This is a genomic window from Bacillus sp. Marseille-Q3570, from assembly GCF_946151055.1.
In the GTDB taxonomy this organism is placed as follows: Bacteria; Bacillota; Bacilli; order Bacillales; family Fictibacillaceae; genus Pseudalkalibacillus.
Genome location: NZ_CAMGYZ010000008.1, coordinates 190,544 through 217,516, shown reverse-complemented (window position 1 = coordinate 217,516; position 26,973 = coordinate 190,544). Strand labels below are relative to the sequence as shown.

27 protein-coding genes are annotated in these 26,973 nt (G+C 40.5%); 5 read left to right on the top strand and 22 right to left on the bottom strand.

The genetic code is table 11. The features are described from left to right. From N8M93_RS14700 to N8M93_RS14665, 8 genes are all read right to left on the bottom strand, one after another. On the bottom strand, positions 1-274 hold a 274-nt coding region (locus N8M93_RS14700), incomplete at its 3' end, for a hypothetical protein (RefSeq protein ID WP_261133052.1). A gap of 157 nt (positions 275-431) precedes the next feature. Continuing rightward, complete coding sequence (locus N8M93_RS14695) at positions 432-1,016, bottom strand: DUF4145 domain-containing protein (RefSeq protein ID WP_261133050.1); 585 nt, start codon at positions 1,014-1,016, stop codon at positions 432-434. 100 nt (positions 1,017-1,116) lie between these two features. Then, the gene (locus N8M93_RS14690) at positions 1,117-1,407 is read right to left on the bottom strand and encodes a hypothetical protein (RefSeq protein ID WP_261133048.1); all 291 of its coding nucleotides are present in this window, start codon (positions 1,405-1,407) and stop codon (positions 1,117-1,119) included. 405 nt (positions 1,408-1,812) lie between these two features. Beyond that, positions 1,813-1,974 carry a hypothetical protein gene (locus tag N8M93_RS14685; RefSeq protein WP_261133046.1) on the bottom strand — a complete coding sequence of 54 codons (162 nt, stop codon included), beginning with the start codon at positions 1,972-1,974 and terminating at the stop codon, positions 1,813-1,815. A 77-nt stretch (positions 1,975-2,051) separates the two neighbouring features. Further along, positions 2,052-2,963, bottom strand: a complete 912-nt coding sequence (locus N8M93_RS14680) for a DnaA ATPase domain-containing protein (RefSeq protein WP_261133045.1) — start codon at positions 2,961-2,963, stop codon at positions 2,052-2,054. After that, positions 2,866-3,744 (bottom strand): phage replisome organizer N-terminal domain-containing protein, encoded by an 879-nt coding sequence (locus N8M93_RS14675; RefSeq protein ID WP_261133043.1) that lies wholly within the window; start codon positions 3,742-3,744, stop codon positions 2,866-2,868. The genes N8M93_RS14680 and N8M93_RS14675 overlap by 98 nt, the downstream gene beginning before the upstream one ends. A gap of 27 nt (positions 3,745-3,771) precedes the next feature. Continuing rightward, positions 3,772-4,074, bottom strand: a complete 303-nt coding sequence (locus N8M93_RS14670) for a group-specific protein (protein ID WP_261133041.1) — start codon at positions 4,072-4,074, stop codon at positions 3,772-3,774. 50 nt (positions 4,075-4,124) lie between these two features. After that, positions 4,125-4,397: a helix-turn-helix domain-containing protein gene (locus tag N8M93_RS14665; protein ID WP_261133039.1), complete on the bottom strand. Its 273-nt coding sequence runs from the start codon at positions 4,395-4,397 to the stop codon at positions 4,125-4,127. A gap of 123 nt (positions 4,398-4,520) precedes the next feature. Between N8M93_RS14665 and N8M93_RS14660 the strand changes: the two genes are divergently transcribed. The 4 genes from N8M93_RS14660 (at position 4,521) to N8M93_RS14645 (ending at position 8,436) form a co-directional block, all read left to right on the top strand. After that, complete coding sequence (locus N8M93_RS14660) at positions 4,521-4,916, top strand: helix-turn-helix domain-containing protein (protein WP_261133037.1); 396 nt, start codon at positions 4,521-4,523, stop codon at positions 4,914-4,916. Next, positions 4,894-5,937, top strand: a complete 1,044-nt coding sequence (locus N8M93_RS14655) for an ImmA/IrrE family metallo-endopeptidase (RefSeq protein ID WP_261133035.1) — start codon at positions 4,894-4,896, stop codon at positions 5,935-5,937. The genes N8M93_RS14660 and N8M93_RS14655 overlap by 23 nt, the downstream gene beginning before the upstream one ends. An 88-nt stretch (positions 5,938-6,025) precedes the next feature. Beyond that, a complete protein-coding gene (locus tag N8M93_RS14650) occupies positions 6,026-7,159 on the top strand; it encodes a site-specific integrase (RefSeq protein WP_261133031.1) in 1,134 nt (377 codons plus the stop codon). 359 nt (positions 7,160-7,518) lie between these two features. Next, positions 7,519-8,436, top strand: coding sequence for a class I SAM-dependent methyltransferase (locus tag N8M93_RS14645; RefSeq protein ID WP_261133030.1), 918 nt, complete (start codon positions 7,519-7,521; stop codon positions 8,434-8,436). Between the two features lie 250 nt (positions 8,437-8,686). Here the strand turns inward: N8M93_RS14645 and glnA are convergent, their stop codons facing one another. The 10 genes from glnA to N8M93_RS14595 all read right to left on the bottom strand — a co-directional run bounded on the left by glnA (position 8,687) and on the right by N8M93_RS14595 (position 19,467). Then, positions 8,687-10,024: a type I glutamate--ammonia ligase gene (gene glnA, locus N8M93_RS14640; protein ID WP_261133028.1), complete on the bottom strand. Its 1,338-nt coding sequence runs from the start codon at positions 10,022-10,024 to the stop codon at positions 8,687-8,689. 59 nt (positions 10,025-10,083) lie between these two features. After that, on the bottom strand, positions 10,084-10,473 hold the full coding sequence (locus N8M93_RS14635) for a MerR family transcriptional regulator (RefSeq protein WP_261133025.1): 390 nt from the start codon (positions 10,471-10,473) through the stop codon (positions 10,084-10,086). A gap of 138 nt (positions 10,474-10,611) precedes the next feature. Beyond that, positions 10,612-11,880 carry a methionine gamma-lyase family protein gene (locus N8M93_RS14630; protein ID WP_261133023.1) on the bottom strand — a complete coding sequence of 423 codons (1,269 nt, stop codon included), beginning with the start codon at positions 11,878-11,880 and terminating at the stop codon, positions 10,612-10,614. A gap of 16 nt (positions 11,881-11,896) precedes the next feature. Then, complete coding sequence (hflX, locus tag N8M93_RS14625; protein ID WP_261133021.1) at positions 11,897-13,150, bottom strand: GTPase HflX; 1,254 nt, start codon at positions 13,148-13,150, stop codon at positions 11,897-11,899. 102 nt (positions 13,151-13,252) lie between these two features. Next, on the bottom strand, positions 13,253-14,191 hold the full coding sequence (gene spoVK, locus N8M93_RS14620; RefSeq protein WP_261133019.1) for a stage V sporulation protein K: 939 nt from the start codon (positions 14,189-14,191) through the stop codon (positions 13,253-13,255). Between the two features lie 233 nt (positions 14,192-14,424). After that, positions 14,425-15,144 carry a trehalose operon repressor gene (gene treR, locus N8M93_RS14615; protein ID WP_261133017.1) on the bottom strand — a complete coding sequence of 240 codons (720 nt, stop codon included), beginning with the start codon at positions 15,142-15,144 and terminating at the stop codon, positions 14,425-14,427. Between the two features lie 20 nt (positions 15,145-15,164). Next, entirely contained in the window at positions 15,165-16,853 is a 1,689-nt protein-coding gene (gene treC / locus N8M93_RS14610) for an alpha,alpha-phosphotrehalase (protein ID WP_261133015.1), read from the bottom strand. Between the two features lie 78 nt (positions 16,854-16,931). Then, positions 16,932-18,344: a PTS system trehalose-specific EIIBC component gene (treP, locus tag N8M93_RS14605; protein WP_261133013.1), complete on the bottom strand. Its 1,413-nt coding sequence runs from the start codon at positions 18,342-18,344 to the stop codon at positions 16,932-16,934. A gap of 219 nt (positions 18,345-18,563) precedes the next feature. Continuing rightward, a complete protein-coding gene (locus N8M93_RS14600; protein ID WP_261133011.1) occupies positions 18,564-18,818 on the bottom strand; it encodes a hypothetical protein in 255 nt (84 codons plus the stop codon). A gap of 76 nt (positions 18,819-18,894) precedes the next feature. Next, positions 18,895-19,467, bottom strand: a complete 573-nt coding sequence (locus N8M93_RS14595; protein ID WP_261133010.1) for a YhcN/YlaJ family sporulation lipoprotein — start codon at positions 19,465-19,467, stop codon at positions 18,895-18,897. A 211-nt stretch (positions 19,468-19,678) separates the two neighbouring features. Here N8M93_RS14595 and N8M93_RS14590 point away from each other — a divergent pair, with 211 nt between their 5' ends. Continuing rightward, the gene (locus N8M93_RS14590) at positions 19,679-20,668 is read left to right on the top strand and encodes a tyrosine-type recombinase/integrase (protein WP_261133008.1); all 990 of its coding nucleotides are present in this window, start codon (positions 19,679-19,681) and stop codon (positions 20,666-20,668) included. 224 nt (positions 20,669-20,892) lie between these two features. Here the strand turns inward: N8M93_RS14590 and hfq are convergent, their stop codons facing one another. Genes hfq through mutS form a run of 4 tightly spaced genes read right to left on the bottom strand, consistent with a single transcriptional unit; the run spans position 20,893 to position 26,612 of the window. Further along, positions 20,893-21,135 (bottom strand): RNA chaperone Hfq, encoded by a 243-nt coding sequence (hfq, locus tag N8M93_RS14585; protein ID WP_261133006.1) that lies wholly within the window; start codon positions 21,133-21,135, stop codon positions 20,893-20,895. 32 nt (positions 21,136-21,167) lie between these two features. After that, entirely contained in the window at positions 21,168-22,106 is a 939-nt protein-coding gene (gene miaA / locus N8M93_RS14580) for a tRNA (adenosine(37)-N6)-dimethylallyltransferase MiaA (protein ID WP_261133005.1), read from the bottom strand. Positions 22,107-22,125: 19 nt separating this feature from the next. Continuing rightward, positions 22,126-24,009 (bottom strand): DNA mismatch repair endonuclease MutL, encoded by a 1,884-nt coding sequence (gene mutL / locus N8M93_RS14575; RefSeq protein ID WP_261133003.1) that lies wholly within the window; start codon positions 24,007-24,009, stop codon positions 22,126-22,128. Beyond that, positions 23,988-26,612: a DNA mismatch repair protein MutS gene (gene mutS / locus N8M93_RS14570; protein WP_261133002.1), complete on the bottom strand. Its 2,625-nt coding sequence runs from the start codon at positions 26,610-26,612 to the stop codon at positions 23,988-23,990. Before mutS ends, mutL begins: the two co-directional genes overlap by 22 nt. Between the last annotated feature and the right edge of the window lie 361 nt (positions 26,613-26,973).

Below are 26,973 nucleotides of genomic sequence, written 5' to 3'. Positions count from 1 at the left end.
ATTCACCATTATATACAGATGCTTCCGAAATAAAATCTTTATCATAATATTGTTTATTTATAGGTTCGATCACTGATCCATTCTCAGAAGCATAAATCTTATCATTAAATAGGGTGTCGCCATTTTTAGCAAGATGGATTAGTTGAGAAAAATAAATTAAATTTTGAAGTTTGCTATTGCCTTCAATGGTATTTTTGGGTTTATCGAAATCATGCTTAATAAACCATTTAGCCAAATCCAAAGCCTTTACTTTTTCAGTTTTAACCATTAACATCACCCTTCCCCCTAACTTTATTTTATTTTAATTACTTTAAAATATTATTTATTGTTTCTATCTTAAATTACTAAATCCTTTTTTTAACAAAAATTACATTTATTTTTTATAAAGTATTGCTAAAAGACCACCTGCAAAACAGTCTTATACCACTTATCTATGATTCCATTTTTACAGGAAATTCATAGGCTAGTTTTAATAGCATTACTAAAAATTCAAATGCAACAAATGCTTCTTCTTTACTTACATCTGGGATTTCATGCGTTGCAGTATTACCTATTCGTCTTATTTTATCTACCCAAGGTTTCATTTTAACCGTTATGTATGCATTTTCTTCAATATAATTAACATAAAAAACGAATGTCTTGTTCTCTTCTGCTCCTTCTTGCACAGCTAGGTTCATTAACATTTTTCTGCAAAGTAATACCGTTGAATTATATAAGTCTGAAGAGATTGCCTCCCTAGTTTCCCTAAATAACTTTGCTAGAGATTCTGGTAGGTGTTCAACATTTGATAGAACCTTTGGGTTTGGTATTTGAATACTTAAATCGGCTTGTAAAAAAGTTGGGAAGTTACAACCTGTACATACTAATAGATATGAACCTTCTTCCCAAAAGCCTTGTTCATCCCTTCTTTGTAAGACATAACCACCAATTGCCGAAGTTTCAGTATTACAATGACCACAAGTATATTTTTGACCATATATATCTTCTAAAGCCCGCCATTCACCTTGTAAGGACATTATTTTCTTACATCCTATTCCTATAACTGCTCAATCTTTTGTTAGTCTCTTAACTTTGTTAATTGTTTTATCAAAATCATATGGTTGACTATAATAGACTTCACCACATGAAAGACATTCCAAAGTTCAACTTCGTAAAAGGCGTGAGTGGGCTTCCAAGATAGTCGACACCCCTCGGCCTAACAGCAAGCACAAGGGTATATCCGATTTTCTTTTCCGTGATGAATCCTAATGAAAGGAGTTTCTTCTTCGTGTTATAGACCGTGACATGGCTGATTTCACCTTCCAGATAGTCGACCAGTTGGGTGGATGAGATGACCCCGAACCGATTGATCACTTCCAGCACTTTTTCTTGCTTCGCTGCCAATATACCTGATTGGCTGGCTTGCAATTGTCGAAAACCTCCTTCCTCTTCTGAATTTTGACAATATTCACTATTCATAAGAAATTATAGTTGTATATTATCATCCTCTTTTTCCAAATACAACAGTTCGTACAAAACATTTACATTTCGGGCATCTGCGCCGTCGTGGTACGTTGACCTCACACAGGATGATGTTGTCTGTGTGAGGTCAACGTACTTTCACAGCGATAGCGAAGAAAAAATAGAGGCGCAGATGCCCGGTATCATTAGATAAAACCCAGTTATCCTTTAAAAAATTACACCCCTGAATTAAATACTTATTAAAGAGATTTTTAACTCTAATTCTTGCACCTAATCGTTGGAGTTAACGTCTGCGCATATAAAATCTATCTAAAAATGTTATTTCAAGATATTGTAAAACACTTTTATTTTTTAATTGCTTCTGGTCTTACGGAATTGTCCCACCTCTCCTTTATCCAGCTCATTTTTTACAATGTCCGCCATGAACGCCCATGCGGTGGACTGCAATTTTTCTTTCTGTGCTAAGGGACCTTTGACAATCGTGACTTTGAATTGATTGATGGACTTCGACATCCCTACACATCCTTTTTATAACTTTTCAGATTCAGCAAAGTTAATTTTTTATCCAGACAAAGCATTACTTCGTTTCGTTATCCTAACCGCTGGTTCAAAGTTCTTTTATCTCCTCGGATGATGACGGTATAGTCTTTACACATATCATAAATACGAGATCCGAGCGCCTCATCGATAGCCTCCAGTTCGTCGATGGTCAATTCGGATGAAATGAGAATAGGTAAATTATTCAGGTACTTATAGTTCACAAGAGAATATATTTTCTCAATTTGCCATTCCGTTGCTCGTGGTTTCCTGTTCTTGCCGATCGGTTTGAACAGATCATCGATGAAAAGAACATATGTTTTCTTCATCCGTTCCATTTTTCCTTCCAGCTTTTCGAAGTCATTTTTTAGATCATCAAATCCTTCGACATAAGGAAAATAAAGGACGGAGACTTGTTTATCGATCATCAAGTGGTTTGAAATGGCTGTAAGAAGATGTGTTTTCCCTGCGCCAGGCTGTCCTAACAATGCAATGCTGTTCCTTCTTGTGGTTTGGATATCCATGAAATCTAAAATATACTCTTTTGCACACTGGTAGGCATCTTTGATCATCTGGTCTTTCCCCTGGATCACGAAATTTTTGAAGTTATTTTGTCTGAATGATTCTGTAATTTCTGATGACTGGAGGAGCATTTCGATATTTCTCTGTTTGATACAGCTGCATTTTTCTGAAAAACGATCATGCCATTCCCATGCCTTATCGGGGGTGCATACTTTTCCGAGATGATAGTCCGACTCAAGCACCTTACTGGTAGGTACACACATCTGTTTTTGTTCATCCCATTTCCATTCCGTATCCTTATGAACGCGATACAGGATGAACCCTTTGTCTTTACATTCCGTACACTCATGATCCTCTACTATTGATTCGACCTGTCTGTCCTCCTGTAATGGAAAATGCTTCTCTTGGAGAGTCTTCATGATGGTTTGCAGACGGTTTTCCATCGTCATCCTCCTTCCGACTATTTGCAAATTCAAGATCAAGCGCTTCTACATCATTAAGGTTCTGAACGTTGCTGCGAACCCAATTTGTCAGAATTGCTCTTGAGTAATTCCATGATGGTCTCTTGGTTTGGATCGATCGGTTCAATGCTTCGATGACAAGTTCTTCGTTTAAAACTTTTGTCCATACTTCGATTTCTTTTTGGATTTCCGTATTGGCTTTTCCGATTTTTTGTTTGTATAAGTCATAGGCTTTCTGATTAATAGTGGATTGCTTTTTCGTTTGATTTTCTTTTTTATATTTCTTTAAATCTATTTCTTTATCTAATTCTTCTTCTATATCTGTTGCGTTACCATCCGTTACTGTAACGTTACATGTACCGTTACGTGATTGGAGCCGTTTCTTTTCCCTGTGTTTAGCTACTCGATCCCGGGTCTGTTTGCGGATTTTATCAAGCCCTTCAACGTTCTGATGCTTCTCCCAGTTACTGATGGTGATAAATTGGTCGTCCTTGATTTCGATCATCCCGAATTCCTCGAATGTTTTCAGTGCGAGCCTGACGATATTAAGCGGACGATTGAAAATCGTTGCGAGCATTTCATCGGTGTAGGGAATTGTTTCATTCAAGTAAATGTAGCCATTCGCATTCGTCTTCCCTGCCTGTGTCAACAGTTTGATCCAAATGATGAGCAAAGCATCGGATTCAGGCATGCACTCGATCAGTTTGATCTTTTCATCTTCAAACATTTGAGTACTCAGCTTGATCCATTTTACTTCAGGCATTGTTAACCCTCCTTGATCGAATGCTACTCACTTCATCCCGTAAAGCCATCTTTTAAGGTACTGTTTCGTCTCAGCTGCTGGAAAATACCACTTCCCGCCGACTTTGATTTTGGGAAATTCCTTTTCATAGAAAAAGTTGTTTAGGATCGTATTCCAACTCATGCACGTTCTTCTTTTCAGTTCATTGGAATCCCAATAGACCATGTCCTTATCAAGCTTTTCGATCCGTCTTTCGATAGCTTCCATGTACATCTGTTTTATCGCTTCCTCATCGACCTGTACTTCAATGAGCTTCGGATTTCTTTCTACTTGTTCGAGCTGATTCGCCATATTGAACCCTCCTCTTGATTCAACAGTGAGACAATCCTTTGTTGTGGGAATTAAACAGAAGGTTTATAATAATGACAGTATGTTTTGTTAACAAACCTTTCGATCCTAACAGCAGCCAAATCAGGGAATAAAAATTCCGGGGTGGTTTCAAAATAGTTGGTCAATCTGAATAACAACTTTGCATCTGGGTTCCCTCTGCCACTTTCGATATTGCGAATGTGGCTTTCACTTACATTCAGATCAATTGATAACTGTCGTTGGGAAACATTGAACTTTTGACGTAGTGACCGGAATCTGGCGCGCCGAAGTGTTATGTTTTCCAAAATATCACCCTTTTCTGTTTTGTGTTTTTAATTGACATCCGCACCGTAACACGTCAACATAAAGCATGTCAATGGTAAAAACGTCATTTTTATAAACATTTTCAGTTTTTAGGAGGAACAAATATGGATGAAGAAAGAAAAAAGCTTATCGGAAAGCGTATTCGGAAATGTAGACTAGATAATAATTTCTCTCAAGATGAATTAGCGAATAAGTTGAAAATGAAACGATCCAATGTGGCGAATTATGAATCCGGTAGAGTTGTTCCTCCAGGGAATGTCTTGATAGAAATGTCACAAGTTTTCAATGTTACGACTGATTATTTATTGGGAAGCACAAATGATCCGTATACGAATGTCTCCTTGGATGACAATGACTTGAAACAGATCCAGAGACAAAGAACTCGCCTTACCGGTAAAGATAGAGAAAGATTAGAAAATATGATAAAGATGTTGAAGCTCTCATTTCTTGATGCAGAAAATGAAGAGGGTGATCTGGATGACGAAGAAGACGACTTATAAAGCAGACTTCGTCAAGGCACAACAATACGCAAAGGATGTGCTAAAGGAAAACAATATTCGTGAATTACCTGTAAGAGTGAAAAAGATCGTTAAAAGCTTTCCGGATTTGAAAGTGAGGACGTATTCCTGGTTTGCCAAAAAGCGAGGCTATTCACATAGAGAGGTATGTGATCTCGTGGATAGTGACGAGGGTTGCTGTCTATATTATGATTCTCTCGATGAGTATTTAATTCTTTATAACGATAGGATAGCGAACAAAGGTAGAAAGAGATGGACCCTCGCTCATGAATTGGGTCATTATATCTTGAATCATAATAAACGAAACAATAAGTCTTCCCTTGCAAGAAGTTCCCTTACCGAAGAGGAATATAACGAGTTCGAAAGTGAGGCGAATTGTTTCGCCCGAGAACTGTTAGCACCTCCTCCTGTTTTAAACGAACTGAACGTAACGAACCCTAGCAACATCTCAAATATATGCGACATATCAGGTGAAGCTTCCGTCAATGTCTATAAGTTTCTTAAACAAGGAGCTCAATTTGGTATCAAGTATCCTCCAAATAATCCAGTACTTCAACTATTCTCAGATTTTATTAAAAAACTAAAAAATTGCAGGCGATGTAAAGAGTGTAATTTCACTTTTTTTGAACAAAACGCTCACTTTTGTCCATCGTGTGGACATGATGATTTAGTCAAAGGCTTCAGTGATAAACAAACTTCTATAGTGAACACAATCGATGTTGATAGACCGGATAAGACGGTTAAGAGATGTCCAAGATGCAAATACGATGAGATCAGTATTGAATCAAATTATTGTAAGATATGTGGTACTTATATTATTAACAAGTGTACAGGCTTTCATTGTAATAAAAGTTATAGATTACAAGAAAATATTAAGTGGCATGCTCACCCTGGCGGATGTAGAGAACGATTAAATATCAATGCGAGGTATTGTCACAAGTGTGGTGCAACTTCTACTTTCCTCGAAGATGGATTAATCAACACTGACTCTTTAAAAACATAACCATTTAGACCCATTTAAGATTACTTAAATTAAGTTCCCTATTCCGGAGATGCCCGTCGTTCACTATTTCATATTAGGAGGTAATGTATTGGCTACATTTAGAAAGCGCGGCGATAAGTGGGAATATCGAATATCATATAAGGACCCTTTCACTCAAAAATATAAATTGAAATCAAAAGGTGGTTTCAGGACAAAACCGGAGGCAAAATTAGCTGCCGCAAAAGCAGAATTAAAACTTGCGGAAGGATACGAACAGGCTCCCGCAAGTCTGATAACTTTTTTACAGGATTGGTTAATAGAGTACAAGAAGGGAGAAGTAAGAAAAAACACTTACCAGCTTCATGAACGTAACATCACTAAATACATTCACCCCTATTTTAAAAACATCCAACTTTCAAATGTTAAACCAATCATGTATCAGAAATTTTTAAACCATTTGACAGCTCAAGGTTATAGTAAACGTACTGTAGAAATCATCCACACAACCATGTATAACGCACTTGAGAAGGCTGTAACATTAGGAAAACTTGATAAAAATCCTTGCTCAGGAGTGACGATTAAGGGTAAGCAAAAAGATAACTCTTTGAAATTCATTGAGACAGAAGATATCTCTCGATTCCTGAAAGAAGCATATAAATATAACTATGTTTATTGGATATTTTTTAAAGTGCTAATTGAAACAGGTATGCGAAAAGGAGAGGCAGCTGCTTTGCAGTGGACGGATTTTGACTTAAAAGAAGGATTGGTTTCCATCAATAAAACGCTTGATTTTAATGCTAAAGACAAATCTGAACTATTTGGTGAACCAAAAACTTATAGTTCCAAAAGGACAATAACGATCAGCAAAGGCTTACTTAATGACTTACACTTCCACATGAAGTATCAAAACCAAAATAAAATTGCATTGAATGAAATTTACCATCATGATCTTAACTTAGTGCTATGTCGGAATAACGGGGACATTATGCCAAAATCAACATTATTTAATGCCTTTGAACGTATTTTAAAACGAGCAGACCTCCCGCTTGTACCGATTCACTCTTTACGACATACACATGCTGTTTTGTTGTTGGAAGCTGGTGCTGATATGAAGTATGTCCAGGAACGTTTAGGTCATGGTAGCGTTCAAATTACATCAGATGTATATGCCCATATTTCAAAAAGGATCGAGAAAGATACCTTGGGTAAATACGAAGAGTATATGAAAAATGTTTATAAGTAAAGGTTATTTTTATTAACGCTGTTTTTCATATTGTAGTAACTGGTGATAAAAATGAATGGCGTACTCATATGATTGATTATTGAGGACGCCAATTTTATATTTTTCCGGAGAGTGTTATTCCATTAAAGCGCCCGATTGTTGAGCAATATCCTTTATTACTTAAAATAGAATTTCTACCATAATATAAAGAAAAATATCTTAATTTACTACAAGGGGATTTATTAGTTATCATAATATAAAACGTTTTTATTGACAAAAAATTTTATTTATGCTATAATTTACAGTTAAATTGTTTGCGTGTATAATAAGGTTCTCCTGGCCAGGGGAATCTTATTTTTGTTATATGGGAGGGTTAATGTATGGAGAAAAATGAATCAAGTTTAACTTCCTTAATATCAGCCTTTGGTCGTGCATACCACAGTAAATATGACATACCCAAAATTTTTGATGATTGTATTGCAAAAGATTTAATTACCCAAAAAGAATTTGCAAATATTCGTGAAAACATGAATAAAGGAATTCAATTCTTTAATCATGAGATTGCACAGAAGTTTCAAGATCATCCAGATGAAATTTTAAAATGGATTACACAAGTCCAACTTTCTCCAACTCCTTTAGCACGTGCTGCCTATTGCGAAAATGTCTTATTTCATGAATTGTTGTTAGGTGTTGAACAGTATGTCATTCTAGGAGCTGGATTAGATACCTTTTGTTTCCGACACCCAGAATTAAACGACAGCTTAGAAATATTTGAAGTTGATCTTCCAACCACACAAGACTTTAAAAAGATAAGGTTAGCAAATGCTAATTATCAAATTCCGGATAATCTTCAATTTGTTTCAATGGATTTCACCAAAGAATTTACTGTTCAAAATCTTGTTGAAGAAGGTTTTATGCCTAACAAAAAAACTTTCTTTAGTCTTTTAGGTGTTTCTTATTATTTAACAAAAGAGGAAAATGCCAACTTGATTAATAAATTATTTACCAAAATTCCATCAGGAAGTTCTATCGTTTTCGATTATGCAGACGACAAACTTTTTGAAGAAAAAGGAATGTCTAATCGAGTTCGAAATATGGTTCAAATGGCTTCAGCTAGTGGTGAGCCAATGAAATCATGTTTTACTTATGATGAAATGGAGAAAATGTTAGAAAACTCAGGTTTACTTATTTATGAACATTTATCACCTATTACTATTAATAATCAATTCTTTCGTAATCGTACAGACTATTTGTCTGCATTCGAAACGATCCATTACATCCATGCTGTAAAAAAATAATATCGGGTTAATAACAGACTAACCTCCCAATCTTCCCTATGATTGGGAGGTTAGTCTTTCTTACTATAAGTTATTCAACAATCTGGCCCTTTTGTGGAATAAGGCCGTCAATTTTTGGTCACCATTTTTTTAACCAAATCATTAAATTTTTTGGTCAAATTTTGGTCATTCATCACATGTGAGGATAATTAATAATTTGACCAAAAAAAGAAAAACCCCTGACACCAATAGTATCAAGGGTTTAGAGTTATTAGTATAGTTGGATATATTGTTCGCGTTCCCAAGGGTGGACTTGTGTACGGAACATATCCCATTCAATTTCTTTAAGTTCAATGAAGTGTTCTGTTGCGTGAGCACCGAGAGCAGCTTTCATGACTTCGCTCTTTCTGAACTTTTCTAATGCGTCACTCAATGTTGCAGGTAAGTCACGAATACCCGCTTCTTCACGCTCTTCCTTATCCATAGCGTAGATGTTACGATCTACCGGAGTAGGTGCTTCCATCTTGTTCTTGATTCCGTCAAGCCCTGCCGCAAGCATAGCTGCCATTGCAAGATACGGGTTAGCAGCCGGGTCTACACTACGGACCTCGATACGAGTACTCACACCTCTAGATGCCGGAATACGGACCAACGGACTACGATTCTGCATAGACCATGCAACATAACAAGGTGCTTCATATCCAGGTACAAGACGCTTATAGGAGTTGACGGTTGGGTTTGTGATAGCCGTGAATGCTTCAGCATGCTTTACAATTCCTGATAGGAATTGCATTGCCGTCTCACTCAACTGAGTTTGAGAATTCTGGTCGAAGAACGCATTATCTTTTCCTTTGAAGAGGGACATGTTGGCATGCATTCCAGATCCGTTTACACCAAATAACGGCTTCGGCATGAACGTTGCGTGCAATCCGTGTTTACGAGCGATTGTCTTGACGACGAGTTTGAATGTTTGGATGTTATCACAAGTTGTAACTGCATCTGCATATTTGAAATCAATTTCATGCTGTCCAGGAGCAACTTCGTGGTGAGAAGCTTCAATTTCAAAGCCCATGTCTTCAAGTTCGAGCACGATATCACGGCGGCAATTTTCACCAAGGTCTGTAGGGGCTAAGTCGAAATAACCGCCTTTATCATTCAATTCAAGAGTAGGTTCGCCTTTTTCATCATTTTTGAACAGGAAGAATTCTGGCTCTGGACCAATATTGAAATCAGTGAATCCCAACTCTTCCATTTCTTTAAGTACACGCTTCAAGTTAGCACGGGGATCTCCTTCGAATGGGGTACCATCCGGGTTATAGATATCACAGATCAGACGTGCAACTTTTCCTTTTTCGGATGTCCAAGGGAAAACAACGAATGTATCTAGATCAGGATAGAGGTACATATCAGATTCTTCGATACGGACAAATCCTTCGATAGATGAACCGTCGAACATCATTTTGTTATCAAGTGCTTTTTCCAACTGACTTGTAGGAATCTCCACGTTTTTGATGATACCAAGTAGATCTGTAAATTGTAGTCGGACGAATCTTACGTTTTCTTCTTTCACCATTTTAAAAATTTGGTCCTTCGAATACTTCGAGCTCATTTTGTTTCCTCCCTATTTGATTTAAAAACTTCAATTACTACCTGTAAATGATACTTGATTCAATTGAAGAATCGAGACAATTCTCCCTGAATCAATGAGGTCTTCCCATAACGACCTGCTTGATAGAGTTCTTTTTTTAAATGCTTGTGGAGATCCGCTTCGGATGGTTCTTTTTTATAATAAGGGGGCATTTGATTTATACCCTTCTCTTTCATTTCAAAGACCTCTCGAATTCCAGCTAAATTGACTCCACGTTCAAGAAGAGACTTGATTTCCAGCAACCGGTCAACATCGTTGAAGGAGAACATCCTTCGATTCCCTTCTGAACGAGCTGGCGTTATCAACTTGTTTTCTTCATAATAACGGATTTGCCGTGCCGATAACTCCGTCAGTTGCATCACAATCCCCATGGGAAATAAGGGCATGTTCCTTCTCACTTGATCTCCCATATCGTGCCTCCTCTCTTTGAATTACTTATAGTATATGCAATGTAAGGTTTTATGTCAATAGAATGTTAGAAAACCTTACATTTCTTTTTCTGCATAAGAAAAAAGAGAGTGAAACACACACTCCCTTTAGTAAATTCCCTATTCTTTTATTGTTAAACCAAATTCTTTCAATTCATGGACAGCAGACATGATCGCCAGCTTGACATGTGAATATGTCAATCCGCCCTGGACATATGCTTCAAATGGAGGACGTATCGGTCCATCAGCCGATAATTCAATACTCGCTCCCTGGATGAATGTACCGGCTGCCATAATCACGTCGTCTTCATAACCAGGCATATAGCTTGGATGAGGCACCACATGGGCATTGACCGGAGAAGCCTTTTGGATCGCCTGACAAAAACGAATCATGAAATTCGCATCATGGAATTTCACCGATTGGACGAGATCAGTTCGCTCACTGTCCCATCGCGGTGAGGTATCGAATCCTAATTCCTCTAAATAGGCTGCTGTGAACACGGCACCTTTCAATGATTGACTTACGACATGCGGAGCGAGAAAAAACCCTTGATACATGTCCAATAAAGTATCCAAAGAGGCTCCTGCTTCTCTTCCTAGACCAGGAGAGGTCAATCGATACGCACACAGATCAATCAAATCTTCACGTCCAGCGAGGTATCCCCCGATTTTCGCAAGACCTCCACCCGGGTTCTTGATGAGTGAACCTGCGATCAGATCCGCTCCAGCATTTGTCGGTTCTTCCATTTCTACAAACTCACCATAGCAGTTGTCTACAAAAACGATGACATCCGGTTTGATGCTTTTAACGAATTCAACCATCTCTTTAATTTGGTGGATTGTGAAGGAAGAACGATCCGAATAACCTTTGGAACGTTGAATACCAATCATATTTGTTCGACTATGGATTTTCTTCTTGACCGTATCGTAATCAATTCCTCCATCTGAGAGAAGATCAATTGCCTGGTAAGTTATATCAAACTCTTTCAATGATCCTTTACCATCCCCGCGTATCCCCACGATTTCCTCGAGAGTATCATAGGGTTTTCCTGTGATATACAAAAGTTCATCTTTCGGGCGGAGAACTCCTGAAAGAGCAATGGAGATCGCATGTGTACCAGAAATGATATGCGGGCGGACGAGTGCCGCTTCTGCACCGAACACCTCTGCATAGACTTTCTCAAGAACATCCCGCCCAGTATCGTCATATCCATAACCTGTTGATGGAGTGAAATGAAAGTCACTCACCTGGTGGTTGCGAAAAGCCGATAAAACTTTTTGTTGATTGAACGCTTCAACAGTGTCGACCTTCTCATGTACAGGTCTGATTTTTTCTTCTATTTTTTTTGAAAACTCAACTAATTGTCGATCTTGATTTAATGAATTCATTCTGTTTCTTAATCTCCTAGTTGTTCAATGATTGGATTCTATCATGTATGGGAAGTGTCGGATGGACATAGCCTTCACATACGTACCTGCTGAGCTCTTCGTCCCATTCCCTCTTCTCAAGGATCGTCAGTCGTTGCAGATCGCTTAATAGTTTGCCTTCATCAGAAGCTACACTGACTTTATAAGCTTCCATCGATGATTTGATTTCTGTTTCGATTGTTTCGAGCATCCGTCGCTGATCCTCTTTTCTGAATGCAGATACGGAAAGCGCCTGGTAATTTGGAAGCGGTTCGTGGTTGCGATCGACTTTATTATAGACTGTCAAGACTGGTATTTTCTCTGCTCCTAATTCATTCAAAAGTGACATGACTGTGTCTTGATGCTTGTCCCGGTTAGGGTCTGATGCATCCACCATATGAAGGATCAGATCTGCCTCTGTCACCTCTTCCAGGGTGGAGCGGAAAGCAGCGACAAGTCCGGTAGGCAAATCCTGAATGAACCCGACCGTATCTGTCAAAAGCGTTATCATACCTGCGGGAAGCTTTAATTTTCGTGTCATCGGATCGAGTGTAGCGAACAACAGATCTTCCTGATATGAATCAGCATCCGTCAACGCATTGAACCAGGTGGATTTCCCTGCATTCGTATAACCGACCAGAGCGATTTGGAAGACTTGGTTCGCTTTCCGTCTTTCCCGATATCGCTGTCTATGGGAAGCGACCGTTTTCAGCTGGTTCTTGATGTCGGTGATCCGGTTCCTGATGTGTCGGCGGTCTGTTTCGAGCTTGGTTTCCCCAGGACCTCGAGTACCGATTCCGCCACCTAGCCGTGATAGCTGAACGCCTTGTCCAGCTAAACGGGGTAAAAGATATTCCAATTGGGCAAGCTCGACCTGCAGCTTACCTTCACGGGATTTTGCTCGTTGAGCGAAAATATCAAGGATCAATTGTGTTCGATCGATCACCTTTATGTCCAGCGCTTCTCCTAAATTACGGATTTGACTTGGTGTCAATTCATGGTTCACAACAACCAAATCCACCTCGATTTCCTCGAGGAGCGTCCGGACTTCCTCTACCTTTCCTTTTCCGATCAAGGTCGCAGGATGGAACCGTTCCCTCTTTTGGGTCACTTCCATAACTGGTTCACCTTGCGCTGTCTGTACCAGGGCGACCAATTCATTCATTGAAGATTCAAAAAGGGTGTCATTCTTATCCTGTACTTGACACCCTATTAGTAACGTCCGTTCTTTTATGTTGGATGGTGTTGCCAATCTTTTCCCCTGCCTTTATCGCGTTGACTCTTCATTATTATAAAAAGCAGTTAATCGAGCCATTGCCTCTTTATCTTGAAACCTGCCTACATCTTATCAGATTCAGGGGGTTTCTGCTAGATGGAGGTCCCTCTCAGTGATCAACACCAGGCAATCTCTATCCTCTTTCCCTTCCTTCAACAATCGCATCGATTGTTTCCGCATTGATTTTTCTAGCAGGTTCCTGATGTATCTTCCGTTTGAAAATGTACTCCCTTCTTTGGACCGTACTTGCTGCAGATGGATTTTCAGTTTCCGTTCAGCATCATAGGATAATTTATATTCTCTTTCCTTGACCATCCGCCTTGCGATATCCATCAGTTGATCAACTGTATAATCCGGGAAGCTGACGACGACTGGGAAACGAGATGGCAGCCCCGGATTCAGAGTAAGGAAATTTTCCATCTCTTTCGAATAACCGGCAAGGATAAGGATGAATTCATTTTGCTGATCCTCCATCGCTTTTACAAGTGTATCAATCGCTTCTTTGCCGAAGTCCTTTTCGCCGCCACGTGCAAGGGAGTATGCTTCATCAACGAATAAGACACCGCCTAGTGCTTTTTTTACAAGTTCCCTTGTTTTCTGAGCGGTGTGTCCAATGTATTCTCCAACTAAATCAGCTCGCTCGGCTTCGATCAGATGCCCTTTTGATAAGACATTCATATCATGAAAAAGCTTTCCGATCATCCGTGCGACGGTTGTTTTCCCGGTTCCTGGATTTCCCTTGAACATCATGTGGAGCACTTGTTTGTTCGTTTTCAAATTTGCAGACTCTCTGCACTTATTTATATATAACCATGCATAGATTTCATTGATTAATTCCTTTAATTCCTCCATTCCCACTAGCGTACCTAATTCTTTTTGGATTTTCTTCAGAGGCGCATGCTTCTCACGCTCTTTCGAATCCAAAAGCCAATCTTCTTTTGTTGCAGATGAAGGAGAGCCCGAGTTCAGGACGACGTTGATCTGGCTTTTTGAATTTCGAGTTATCGCTTGTTGCAAGAACCTTCACCTCACTTTCAGATTCTTGGATATTATACGCCCAGATCACCAAAGTGTGACAGATGCCTATATCGTTGTTTTTTTACAGATAAAGCCCTTCACAATAGTTCTGTTTTCTAGAATTATGAAAGAAAATTCAAGGATTATCCTCAAAATCTGGAATTGACATGGATTGTTCTGGAATCATCAACTAAAAAACTGCCACAGCTATTATAACTGTGACAGTCCAACCCTTATAGGTGAGCACGTCTTGCGAAGTCGACGAATCTGAATTTATCCAGGCGGTGCCTTGATTCCGTATATTGAAAGATGCTCGTATCTTCCAGGTAGACGTAATTCTTGACCACAACGATGTGGGTTTGGCCTTCAAGATCCAGCAATTCAACATCTTCAGGTTCGACTTCTTCAACGGTAATTTCTTTTTTCGCAAAGCTGATTGATAGCCCTAATTCACCTTCAAGGTATTCATAGATTGAATTTTCGCCAACTTCTTTCGTAAGTGTCGGCACCTTTTCCTGAAGAAGGTAATCTTTATCCAAAATGATCCGTTCTCCATCAATCTCTCTAGTACGGATCAATTTCCAAACTTTTTTCCCTGACTTTACATTCAAATGATTCTGGATCTCCTCATCTGCTTTGTACAAGCAAAGTTCATGAACTTGTGTCGCAACCTTTTTGCCGACCTTCTGAGATACTTCCTTAAAACTGACGAGTCCCGACACTGGGAAATTCAATTTATCGAAGGGAAGTACGATCGATCCTTTCCCTCTCACCTTCTGGATATAGCCATTTTGAGCTAATAGATGGAGTGCTTTACGAGCCGTCTCCCGAGAAGTATCGTACAACTCCGTCAATTCATGTTCAGATGGAAGCTTGGATTTAGGACGATATGTGTTATTTTGGATTTTTTCTAGAAGATCTTGATAGATCGATAGGAATTTGTTATTTTGCATCTTTCATCACCACTACTATTTTAGCATGACTTCTTAAAGTAAAAAACGACGGATTCGTATGGCCGAAGATTTATATACTCATGATTTTCAGGTGAATCCGAGTAATTGGATAACAATACCTTCGAATCGAGTCCACTTAGATCAATTTCTGCCGGCAGCTTGAACTGTGCTTCTTTTCCATAGAAATTGTTGACAACGAGGAGCTTCTCATCATCCGAATTCCTTACAAAAGCAAAAATATTCTGGTCATCTTCAAGAATCAACTGGTAGTCACCTGTTGTGATGATGTCAAATTCCTTCCTAAGTTCAATCAATCTTTTATAATGGTAAAAAACTGAATCTCTGTCCTTCAGCGCATTTTCTGCGTTGATTTCTTTATAATTGGAAGCGACATCGATCCATGGGTCTACTGAGGAGAATCCTCCATGTTCCTCCGCATTCCATTGCATTGGTGTCCTGGCATTATCCCTGGATTTCTGCTTTAAAATATTCAAGATCTCTCGCTCGGATTTCCCTTGTTCAATCATAGATGCAAAAGCATTGAGCGACTCTACATCCCTGTAGGAATCAATTTCATCAAATCCAGGGTTGGTCATCCCGATTTCTTCCCCCTGGTAGATGTATGGGGTCCCTTGCATCATATGGATGGTTGTAGCAAGCATTTTCGCAGATTCAGTCCTGTATTGCCCTTCATCACCGAAGCGGGACACGATGCGGGGCTGGTCGTGGTTACACCAGAATAATGCATTCCATCCCCCACCTTCATACATTTCTTTCTGCCATTTGGAGAGAATCTTCTTCAACTGGATGAAATCAAAATCAGCTTCCGTCCATTTTTCCCCATTCGGATAATCGACCTTCAAGTGATGGAAGTTAAAGGTCATGTTCAATTCCTTACGATCAGGATACGTATATTTTATACAGTGATCCACGGTGGTCGAGGACATTTCTCCGACCGTCATGACATCGTATTCTGAAAAGACGTTTTCATTCATCTCATTCAGATATTCATGGACTTTGGGGCAGTCTGTATAAAACTTCCTTCCATCTCCTGGCGATACGCTGCCGTCATCATCCAGGAAACGCTGATCTTTGGAAATGAGGTTGATGACATCCAGTCTGAAACCATCAATTCCTTTTTCGAACCAGTAATGCATCATCTCATAGACTTCATGACGAAGTTCTTCATTCTCCCAATTCAAATCCGCTTGTGTAACATCAAAAAGGTGCAAGTAATATTCTCCTGATTCTGAATCCAATTCCCAGGCCGAACCTCCAAATTTAGATTGCCAATTGGTCGGCGGTTCATTTCCGTTGCCTTTTTTCCATATATAATAGTCCCGGTATTTGCTATCAGGGTTTGCCAGTGCATGTTGGAACCATTCGTGCTCCGTTGAGGTATGGTTGACCACGAGATCCATGATCACCTTGATGTCCCTCTCATGCGCTTCCTTCAGCAAACGTTCAAAATCCTCCATTGTGCCATATTCTTCATAGATTTTATAATAATCACGGATATCATAACCATTGTCTTTTTGGGGGGAATCGTAAACCGGTGTCAGCCAGATGACATCGATCCCCAGTGTTCTCAAATAATCCAGTTTTTCGATAATTCCCAGGATGTCCCCTACTCCATTTTTTGTCGTATCGTTGAAGCTTTTCGGATAAATTTGATAAACAACTGATTTTTTCCACCATTCTGTATGCATAGACGCCTTCCTTCCATTAGATGTATATAAGAATGAAAGGGAGGGAGCTGTTTCTGTATGCTCCATCCCTTGTTATGGTTATTGTTTTTTAAATTTCCCGTATAGGTACGTGAGGATAAATGGCAGTACAAGCACGATTCCCATTCCGATGAAAAAGGCACCCCAGTAACCTTCAGCGATGGATAAGAAACCTGGGATTCCTCCAACACCTATCGAGTTCGCCTTTACACCATTCAGCATGAGGATCAAACCGGCAATTGCCGAGCTGATCATAGCTGCAATGAATGGGTATTTGAAACGGATGTTCACACCGAACATCGCTGGTTCAGTGATACCGAGATATGCTGAAACTGCGGATGTCATAGATAAACCTTTCAACTTCTCATCCTTAGACACGTACATCATCGCTAGTGCTGCTGAACCTTGGGCGATATTCGATAACGCAAGCATCGGCCACAGGAATGTCCCGCCGGTAGCTGATATCAACTGCAAATCTACTGCGAGGAACGTATGGTGCATCCCCGTGATAACGAGCAATGAATAGAAGCCACCGTAAATGATTCCACCTAAAGCAGCAAAATTATCGAAAATACTTACAAACCCATCTGTAATGAGGTTTCCAAGTGCAAATGTGATTGGACCGATAGCGATGAAGGCTAAGAATCCAGTGATCAACAGTGTAACCGGAGCGACGATCAGCAATTTGAAAGCATCTGGAATCTTAGAGTTCAAGAATCGTTCAATCCGAGCAAGCACATAAGCTGCGACTAACACTGGTAGAACTTGACCCTGATAACCTACCTTCTCGACATCCATTCCGAACAGATTCCATTTTGGTATTTTTCCGCCTTCTTCAACTACCTTTCCATAATCCCATGCATTTAACAGATCAGGATGGACAAGCATCAAACCAAGAACGATCCCTAAAAGCGGACTTCCTCCAAACCGCTTGACCGCTGACCAACCAATCAGTCCGGGTAAGAACACGAATGCGGTGTTGGCAATGAGGTTGATGATATCCGCAAGGTCTCCCCACTGAGGATGTACATCAATGACTGATTTCTCGTCATAAAATATTCCTGGTCCAGTCAAAATGTTATTAAGTCCCATCAACAATCCAGCTGTAACGATTGCAGGTAGTATCGGTATGAAAATATCCGCAAGTACTTTCACTGCTTTTTGCAGTGGATTCATCCTTTCTGCAGCAGCACTTTTCACATCATCTTTGGACGCTTCGCCAATCCCTGTGATTTCAACCATTTTTTTGTATACTTCATCCACTGTTCCTTGTCCGATGACAACCTGGAATTGTCCGTTTGTCGAAAATGATCCTTTTACCAGGTCAATCCCATTCAACTTGTCATGATCAACTTTCTCTTCGTCATTCAAGACCAATCTTAGACGTGTAACACAATGAGTTGCGGTATGGATATTTTCCTTCCCTCCGAGGGCGGCCACAATCTCTTCTACAACTTCACGACTAACACTCATGTTGTCCTCCTCCTCATACGAAAACGATTACAAGTGATTGAAATAAAGAAAACTTGAGCTTTGCCAAGCCTTAGCGCTGCTGAGCCTTAGTTGCCTTTATATTGAAGAAAGGATTTGAACTTTCTTTAAATATAAAGAAAACCTGCACCACTTCAACTACTTTTTCCAATATTTATTAACCGCTTTCATTATCTTGTATATACATGTTCGGTAACAAGTTTATACTTGTATATACAAGCTTGTCAACGGAGAAATTTTTGGAAAATTCCAACCTGTCATCATCGGGGATTTTTCAAAACTGTTGAAACACACTCCTAGTGACAGTATCTTTTTCCTTTCTTTCAGGTTTTCCCGATCTGCGTTTGTCGGGACATCTGCCCCTTCCATTTCCCTTTCCGATTCTGACCTGATAGGTACAGGCTCTCCTTTATTCTCCCCTACACTGTCCAGATTCCATCTTAATTTGGACAACATGCTTAGTTCCCTGCTGAAAGATTGTATATTCACTCAGCGACTACCCAAAACGAAAAATAACCCTCAAATATGAGAGTTATCTTGGCGTATTTGGTAAATGATTGATACGTTCTCTGTCCAAGTCCATTTTAGAAGGATTCGATTCATGGATTTCTCGTTCAGGGGCTGGAATCTGACTCATCATGGCCACAAGTTCATTATAAATCCCTTTATGGAAACCACGGTTTTTGATTTCTTTCCCCCATTCATTCATTTTTTTCAAATGCTGTGGATCGGTGGTTACAACAGCGTTCGCTCCTTGACTTATATCATCAAGTCGGGAATAGATTTCATTAACAACAGCATTTTGATCTACCCCCTTTTCTAATTTGGCTCCAACCACAGAATACATTCCTGTAACGATTGCATCTGCTTTTTCCACTCCATCTACTTGTTCGGTCATCTTCACCATTTCCTCCGCTTGAGCACTTTCACCGGCACGTTCTTTTACTTGCGGACTATTCTGGAGTGTACTTCCGTTTTGACTGATTCTTGTTTTTCCTGGATTGGTATAGTTTTCTTCCCAAGCCTGGTCAAGCGCTTCGTCACCATTATTACAAGCGGCTAGAAAATTGACGGCTAACAAGATGACAATAACCTTCTTAAACATCCAAACCACCTCACGCTATTTTACTATATAGCGTTTGAAGTTTATGGTGCTGTTATACATACAAGCAGAAAAACCATGATATAATTAAAGAAAACTAGTAAAGACAAGCGTTAGCGAAGGCTTTGTTATAGTTGCACTAATTCTGAAGAAAGTCATCATACATTCTTTAAGTGCAAAAAACGAGGAATAAAGGTGGTGCTTGTAAGAAATCATGTCAAATCAGGAAACACCTCAAACGGCGATCGATTTTGTCCTGGACCTTGAAAAAAGAGGCAGACAACCCTCTACCGTTAAAAGATACAAGTATGACCTCGAAGATTATTTAGCATGGATACGTGTTAACAAGCTTTCATACAACGACAATAAAATTTTCACGCCCTGGTTTGTCCAATCCTATTTCGATTTTCTGATCAATGAACGTTCCTATTCGTATCGAACACTGAAACGGGTGTACAGTGTATTGAATCAATTTCATCGTTTCCTTATATCTAGAAAGATCATAGGAGAAAATCCTGTTGCCTCAATTGAAATACATAATGATGAGGAAGAACGATTTACGGACGAAATGTTCATTACGGAGGATGAGCACGAAAGAATCATTGAGACCGTTCCATCTGAACAAGGGTTGACAGAAAATCAATTGAAAGCCCACTACTTGTTATCAAAGCGGAATCTGTCCATCCTCACCCTCATGATCAGACACGGTATGACGTTACATGAGGTCAGTGCAATTGATACACGTCACATCTCCTTTATTCAAAAAGAATTGTGGATTCCGAATACCGAACAAACGGCGAAACGGAAAATCAACTTCGATCAAGAGGAAAACGAAATCCTGTTTGATTACTTTCAATCAATACCAGAGTCAGTCCGACCTGCACAATTCGGTGCTGATCCCTTTTTCGTCGCTTTTGATTTCCAGCGGCTGACCTATAGGTGGAGCTATGAGGAAGATCGTCCGAAACGCCTTACTGAAATCGCAATCCAGAAAATGATACGCCAGGAAATCCAAAGGGCTGGACTTCGTAAAGGAATATCTGCACAACATTTCAGAAGGACGGCGATTCTCAAGGCCATTCTTGATGGGGATGATAGTGAGCAGATCCAAAACCATTTCGGAATGAAGACACCACTTACGTTGAACCGCTATCTGGACTACGTTGGACATCTCCAACACACATCTTTAAAGAAACCTTGGTAAAGCCAAAACTTTGGTGTAGGCTGAGCCTTTAGTTCCTGGATAAAGCAATTGCTTTTCCTTCCTGCGATGTATGGTTTCCGAAGACGCCAGCTTGTGCACTTATACTGAAGCAAGTGTTTTATACTTTCTTTAAGTGGAACATACGAAAGCCCCGGTTAAGGTATATCACCATTTTCCGGGGCTTTTATATTTGATTGATGGGATGACATCCATCCCCAATTGATTTAACTGTTCTGGTTATTGTTTTCAGATGAAAAATCAACTGGACGCTGTGGTGTGAATGTCGAAATGGCATGCTTGTAAATGAGCTGCTGCTTGCCATCTGATTCTAGTACGACAGTAAAATTATCAAATCCTTTAACCAGCCCTTTAAGCTGGAAACCATTCAATAGGTAAACCGTTACGAAAACATTTTCTTTTCTCAAGGTGTTCAGGAATTGGTCTTGAATATTAATGGATTGCTTCATGTGTATAGGCCTCCTCAATAAACGTTCATACACTAATTCGATTCAGAATTGAGCTTTCCTGCCACAAAACGCAAAATTGATGGAATTTTTTCATTTATTGAACCATTTGTCACATCGAACCATTCTACTTCCATCTGGTGTCGGAACCAGGTCAATTGCCTTTTCGCATACCTTCTCGAGTTCCGTTTCAACGTTGTAATCGCTTCTTCCAAACTGCATCGCCCTTCGAAATAAGCATAAAGTTCTTTATATCCAATCGCTTGAACAGCCTGTGTGTTCCGCACCTCCGCTTCATAAAGGGCTTTTACTTCATCTAAGAGTCCTTCTTCCAGCATCAGATCCACCCTCAGGTTGATACGCTCATACAGCTGTTCCCGGTCCATGGTCAATCCGATTGTGATGAGGTTGTATGGGGATCCCTCCACTGATTGGTTGGTCGGGGATTCCACACTGCCAGTTGTATGATGGATTTCCAATGCTCTGATGACCCGGCGGACATTGTTCGGATGGATTTGTGAAGCACGTTTTTCATCCACCTGCTTCAACTGATCATGAAGGGCTTCAACACCATTTTCTTGAGCATACGATTCTAGCTTTTCACGGTATTCCGGGTCTGCTGCTACATCCGTAAAATCATATCCATGGGTGACAGCCCGTATATACAGTCCGGTGCCGCCAACCATGACAGGCAGTCTTCCTTTACCATGTAATTCTTTGATATTGCGTTGTGCATCATACTGGAAATCTGCAGCCGAATAATCCTCATCCGGGGTCCGTATATCAAAGAGATGATGGGGGATCCCTTCTTTTTCATGTTCTTTGATTTTTGCGGTCCCGATATCTAAACCTTTATAAACTTGCATTGAATCACTGTTGATGATTTCACCCTCGAATGCTTTTGCGATTTCAATGCTCGTTTTTGTCTTACCGACCGCCGTCGGACCCACAATGACAACTAGCGCTGGTTTCATCCAACTACCTCCACGTTTCTTACATGACTCTTTTGAACATTTTTTCCATCTCATAAGTCGTAAATTTGATGATGATCGGTCTCCCATGCGGACAGGTAAAAGGATCACCAGCTTTCCGCAATGTATCGATCAATGCAGTCATCTCATCATTTCTCAAGTGATGATTCGCTTTGATCGAACCTTTACAGGACATCATGATTGCTGCGTCTTCGCGCAATTTTTTCAGATTCGTCCTCTTATCTGCTATGACCTGATCGATGATTTCCTGGATCGTTTCCTGCTCTTCCCCGCTCGGGAACCATTGCGGATGGGATCGGACGATGAATGTATTCCCTCCAAATGGTTCCAAAAAGATACCGATCGAAGCGAGTTCATCCTTGTACGCTTCGATCACCTGGGCTTCGGTATGAGTGAATTCAAACGTCAAGGGTACTAACAGCTCCTGTACCTCATGTTCAAACTCCCCAACTTTTTCACGGTAAAATTCATACTTGATCCGTTCTTGTGCCGCATGTTGATCAATGATATACATTCCTTGTTCATTCTGCGCGACGATGTAAGTCCCATGCACTTGTCCGACAGGATACATAGGTGGGACACGGGATGGTTCCGCGTTCTCATGTCTGTTTTCTTCTACCGTTCCTTCATTTTGCTGGTTTGGTTGATCGAATGGCGGCTGGTACTCAAACCTTTTTTTTGAAAAAAGTGGCTTTTCATCCGAAGTGACGGTGTCTTCGATTTTCGGTTCTTCAACTTGAGAGACATTGTCTTTCTTCACATCTTCAGATATATCCTCAAAGTTGAAATCTGGCTTTTTCTCATCACTCGGGAGATATGAGTCAAACTCAAAGCTAGGTTGTTCAGATTTCGATTTTGAGCCTGATTGCTTTGTCGGGTTTGCAGCTGAAGGGATTAGTTCGGTTTGACGTAATGTTTCTGCAATCCCCTCTTCTATCGCCTTCGTCAGTTCCTGTTCTTTACTGAACCGAGCTTCCAGTTTCCCCGGATGGACGTTGACATCGACTAATATTGGATCCAAATCGATAGAGAGGATCACGATCGGCTGCCTTCCAATCGGTAACAATGTGTGGTAAGCACGCTCAATCGCTTTGTAAATCGAAAAATTCTTAATATACCGTCCATTGATGAACAACGATACATATTGACGGGATGCACGCGTGATTTCAGGTTTGACCGCATACCCGCTGATCGTATAATCCAGCGTCTTGTTTTCAACTCGCAACATTTTTTTCGCCACAGACATCCCATATATGGAAGCGATGACTTGTAGAAGATCACCATTGCCTGGAGTTTTCAACACAGTCTTTCCGTTATGTGTCAGATGGAATGCTATATTCGGATGTGCCATTGCCTGGCGGTTGATGACATCCGTAATATTCCCTAATTCAGTATGGACCGTTTTCAAATGCTTTAACCGGGCAGGTGTATTATGGAACAATTGTGTAACCTCGATCGATGTCCCTTTCCTGCTGTCTGATTTTTTCTGTTCGATCACCTTTCCGAAGTGGATCGATAGCTCGTCACCTGCTCCTAGACCTGTGCTCGTCTTTACATGCACCTTTGATACAGAAGCGATACTCGGTAATGCTTCCCCTCTGAACCCGAGCGTCCGGATATGGAAAAGATCGTTTTCGTGCTTGATTTTACTTGTTGCATGTCTTTGAAAAGCCCTCAATAAATCATCACTTTCGATGCCATCGCCATTATCGACGATTACGATCCTTGAAAGCCCTCCTTCTTTGACTTCGATATCTATACGCGTACTGTTTGCATCAATCGAGTTTTCCACCAACTCTTTAACAATCGAAGCAGGGCGTTCGACGACTTCCCCCGCGGCGATTTTATTCGATAACAGATCGTCTAATTGTTGGATTTTGCCCATTTCGTCCCCTCCTGCTTCTCCTGTTTAATCGACATTTGGAGTTCATAGAGAGCATTCATCGCTTCAAGAGGCGTCATCGTCAGCAGTTCCATCCCCTTCAACTTTTCTAATGCAGGATGGAGCTCATCTTGTTTCTGTTTCGTCCGTTTTGATTCATTGAAAGGTTCAAAAAAGGAAAGCTGTCCTTGATCCTCTTTCACTTGAACAGCATTGTTGCTTTTCACGGTTTTCGTCGATTCAAAGTCTGATAGCAACTCATTCGCCCGTTTGATCAATTCAACAGGAAGCTGTGCAAGTTCAGCAACGTGGATTCCATAACTGCGATCCGCTTTGCCATCTTCAACTCTGTGTAAAAAAACGACTTTCCCATTCTCTTCAATCGCTTTGACATGAATGTTATGCAATCGTTCCAGATGTCCTTCAAGCACCGTCAGCTCATGATAGTGTGTCGAGAATAACGTCTTCGCTCCAATGTTTTCATGGATATATTCGATGATTGATTGCGCAAGTGACATGCCATCATAGGTGGACGTACCACGACCGATTTCATCGAGCAGCAATAGGCTGCGCTCAGTCGCGTGTGTCAATGCATACTGCGTCTCCATCATTTCAACCATGAATGTACTCTGACCACCTGCGAGATCATCTGCCGCACCGATCCGTGTGAAAATCTGATCGAAAAGCGGGAGTGTGGCGCTTTCTGCTGGAACGAAACAACCGACTTGTAAAAGTACAGAAGAAAGTGCCACTTGCCTCATGTACGTACTTTTACCAGCCATATTCGGACCCGTAATCAATAGTACTTCCCGTTGAGGATTCATATTGACCTCGTTTGATACATAATCCTGACGATCCATCATTTGTTCGACAACCGGATGACGCCCTGCTTCGATATTGATCGAGCCATCCTCTGAAATCCGTGGCTTGCAATATTGCCCTTCCTCACTTACAACGGCGAATGATTGAAGGACATCGATTTCACTGATCTGTTTACCAAGGATCTGCAACTGTGGAATGAACGCTTTCACTTCTTCCCGGATTTTGATGAACAGTTCATACTCAAGCTCGATCGACTTCTCTTCTGCTTCGAGGATGATGTCCTCTTTCTCCTTCAGCTCAGGTGTGATGAACCGTTCGGCATTTGCCAGTGTCTGTTTTCGTTCATATCGCTCCTCATCAATCAGATGAAGGTTGCTCTTCGTCACTTCGATATAATAACCGAATACACGGTTATATCTGATTTTCAATGATCGGATACCGGTCTTTTCACGTTCCTCTTGTTCAAGAGAAGCGATCCAGGCTTTTCCGTTCACACTGGCATCCCGGTACTCATCCAGACCGTCATGGTAGCCGTTCCGTATGATGTTCCCTTCTTTTATCGAAATCGGTGCATCCTCATGAATCGCTTGTTCCAACAACTCTGCCAGTTCCAAACAAGGGTCCATGTTTTCCGAACGATCAGCTAGTCCCATATGATCCATATCAAGCAATGTGTCTTTCAAGGATGGTACCTTCTGCAAAGATTTCTTCAGCTGGATAAGATCCCTCGCATTAACATTTCCATAAGCGACTTTTCCAGCCAGGCGCTCTAGATCATAAACTTCCGTCAGTTGTTCACGGACCTGCTCCCGGTTGAAAAATTGTTTCATGAACGTCTCTACGATTGATAGTCGTTCTTCAATCACCTTCTGATCAAGCAATGGATGTTCAATCCATTGTTTCAGTGTACGCCCTCCCATCGCAGTCACAGTCTTATCCAACAACCAGAGCAATGACCCCTTTTTCTGTTTCTGACGAAGTGTTTCTACTAGTTCAAGATTACGTTTGGAATTTGGATCGATTTTCATATAAGCAGTGGTCTCGACGTATTGAAACTCTTGCAAATGATCAAGTGAACGCTTTTGGGTCCGGACCAGATAAGCGATCAGCTGAATAGCAGTTTGTCGTAATTTGTCAGACTTTAATTTCACAAGAATACTATGTAATGGTTCTGGTATATCGATATCATCCTCAAATGAAACGGTGAATTGATAGACGTCTTGTAATCGTTTCAATTGGTCCTCACTTAGAGTAGATGGGACGATGACTTCCTTCGCTGAAATGGATTGAAGTTCCAGACAAACTGCTTTCCAGTCTTCCTGATAGAATTTCACAGAGTTCTGGCCTGTCGACAGGTCGCTTGTTGCCATCCCGAAACCATCTTCAAACGGTGTTACTGAAGCGATGAAGTTGTTCGCTTTTTCATCCAATAATGCACCTTCCATTACTGTTCCCGGCGTTATGACCTGGACCACATCTCTTTTCACAACACCTTTTGCATCTTTCGGATCTTCTACTTGTTCGCAAATCGCCACTTTAAAACCCTTTTCGATCAGCTGCGCGATGTAATTCTGAGACGAATGGTGAGGCACACCGCACATCGGTATTCTATTTCCTTTACCGCCGTCGCGGCTCGTCAATGTTATTTCAAGCTCTTGGGACGCTCTGAGTGCATCATCAAAGAACAGTTCATAAAAGTCTCCTAATCGAAAAAATAAAAAGGCATCTTCATATTTTGCCTTAATCGATAAATATTGCTGGATCATTGGAGTGTATTCAGCCATTTTAGCCCTCCGTCTTACTTATTTTCTACACCCCATTATAGCATAATTCGACTTTTTGATTGATTAGATGAAATGAAAACTTATAATGAAATAAACTTGCGTCAGATTAATGGTCTGATAGCAATGAACCTGTCACACCGTGTGATTTGTTTCATTTCCTCATTATTTTTGGCACCCATACCACTTTTAGAGGACACCAGAGACCTTATTAGCACATAAAAATCATGTTTTACAATATGAGAGGACAAGAGAGAGTCTTTATTTACTGAAATCCATCGTAAAACAGCAGTATCTATCACAGATAACGGAACAGATGTCCTTTAATTTTCACGAATGAGCAAAATTGCAAAACAAAAAACAA

Bases quoted from the DNA above. Each gene is read 5' to 3' on its own strand.
- N8M93_RS14695 (WP_261133050.1), bottom strand. From the start codon at position 1,016: ATGTCCTTACAAGGTGAATGGCGGGCTTTAGAAGATATATATGGTCAA.
- N8M93_RS14685 (WP_261133046.1), bottom strand. From the start codon at position 1,974: ATGTCGAAGTCCATCAATCAATTCAAAGTCACGATTGTCAAAGGTCCC.
- N8M93_RS14680 (WP_261133045.1), bottom strand. From the start codon at position 2,963: ATGGAAAACCGTCTGCAAACCATCATGAAGACTCTCCAAGAGAAGCAT.
- N8M93_RS14675 (WP_261133043.1), bottom strand. From the start codon at position 3,744: ATGCCTGAAGTAAAATGGATCAAGCTGAGTACTCAAATGTTTGAAGAT.
- N8M93_RS14670 (WP_261133041.1), bottom strand. From the start codon at position 4,074: ATGGCGAATCAGCTCGAACAAGTAGAAAGAAATCCGAAGCTCATTGAA.
- N8M93_RS14660 (WP_261133037.1), top strand. From the start codon at position 4,521: ATGGATGAAGAAAGAAAAAAGCTTATCGGAAAGCGTATTCGGAAATGT.
- N8M93_RS14655 (WP_261133035.1), top strand. From the start codon at position 4,894: ATGACGAAGAAGACGACTTATAAAGCAGACTTCGTCAAGGCACAACAA.
- N8M93_RS14645 (WP_261133030.1), top strand. From the start codon at position 7,519: ATGGAGAAAAATGAATCAAGTTTAACTTCCTTAATATCAGCCTTTGGT.
- glnA (WP_261133028.1), bottom strand. From the start codon at position 10,024: ATGAGCTCGAAGTATTCGAAGGACCAAATTTTTAAAATGGTGAAAGAA.
- N8M93_RS14635 (WP_261133025.1), bottom strand. From the start codon at position 10,473: ATGGGAGATCAAGTGAGAAGGAACATGCCCTTATTTCCCATGGGGATT.
- N8M93_RS14630 (WP_261133023.1), bottom strand. From the start codon at position 11,880: ATGAATTCATTAAATCAAGATCGACAATTAGTTGAGTTTTCAAAAAAA.
- treR (WP_261133017.1), bottom strand. From the start codon at position 15,144: ATGCAAAATAACAAATTCCTATCGATCTATCAAGATCTTCTAGAAAAA.
- treC (WP_261133015.1), bottom strand. From the start codon at position 16,853: ATGCATACAGAATGGTGGAAAAAATCAGTTGTTTATCAAATTTATCCG.
- treP (WP_261133013.1), bottom strand. From the start codon at position 18,344: ATGAGTGTTAGTCGTGAAGTTGTAGAAGAGATTGTGGCCGCCCTCGGA.
- N8M93_RS14600 (WP_261133011.1), bottom strand. From the start codon at position 18,818: ATGTTGTCCAAATTAAGATGGAATCTGGACAGTGTAGGGGAGAATAAA.
- N8M93_RS14595 (WP_261133010.1), bottom strand. From the start codon at position 19,467: ATGTTTAAGAAGGTTATTGTCATCTTGTTAGCCGTCAATTTTCTAGCC.
- N8M93_RS14590 (WP_261133008.1), top strand. From the start codon at position 19,679: ATGTCAAATCAGGAAACACCTCAAACGGCGATCGATTTTGTCCTGGAC.
- hfq (WP_261133006.1), bottom strand. From the start codon at position 21,135: ATGAAGCAATCCATTAATATTCAAGACCAATTCCTGAACACCTTGAGA.
- miaA (WP_261133005.1), bottom strand. From the start codon at position 22,106: ATGAAACCAGCGCTAGTTGTCATTGTGGGTCCGACGGCGGTCGGTAAG.
- mutL (WP_261133003.1), bottom strand. From the start codon at position 24,009: ATGGGCAAAATCCAACAATTAGACGATCTGTTATCGAATAAAATCGCC.
- mutS (WP_261133002.1), bottom strand. From the start codon at position 26,612: ATGGCTGAATACACTCCAATGATCCAGCAATATTTATCGATTAAGGCA.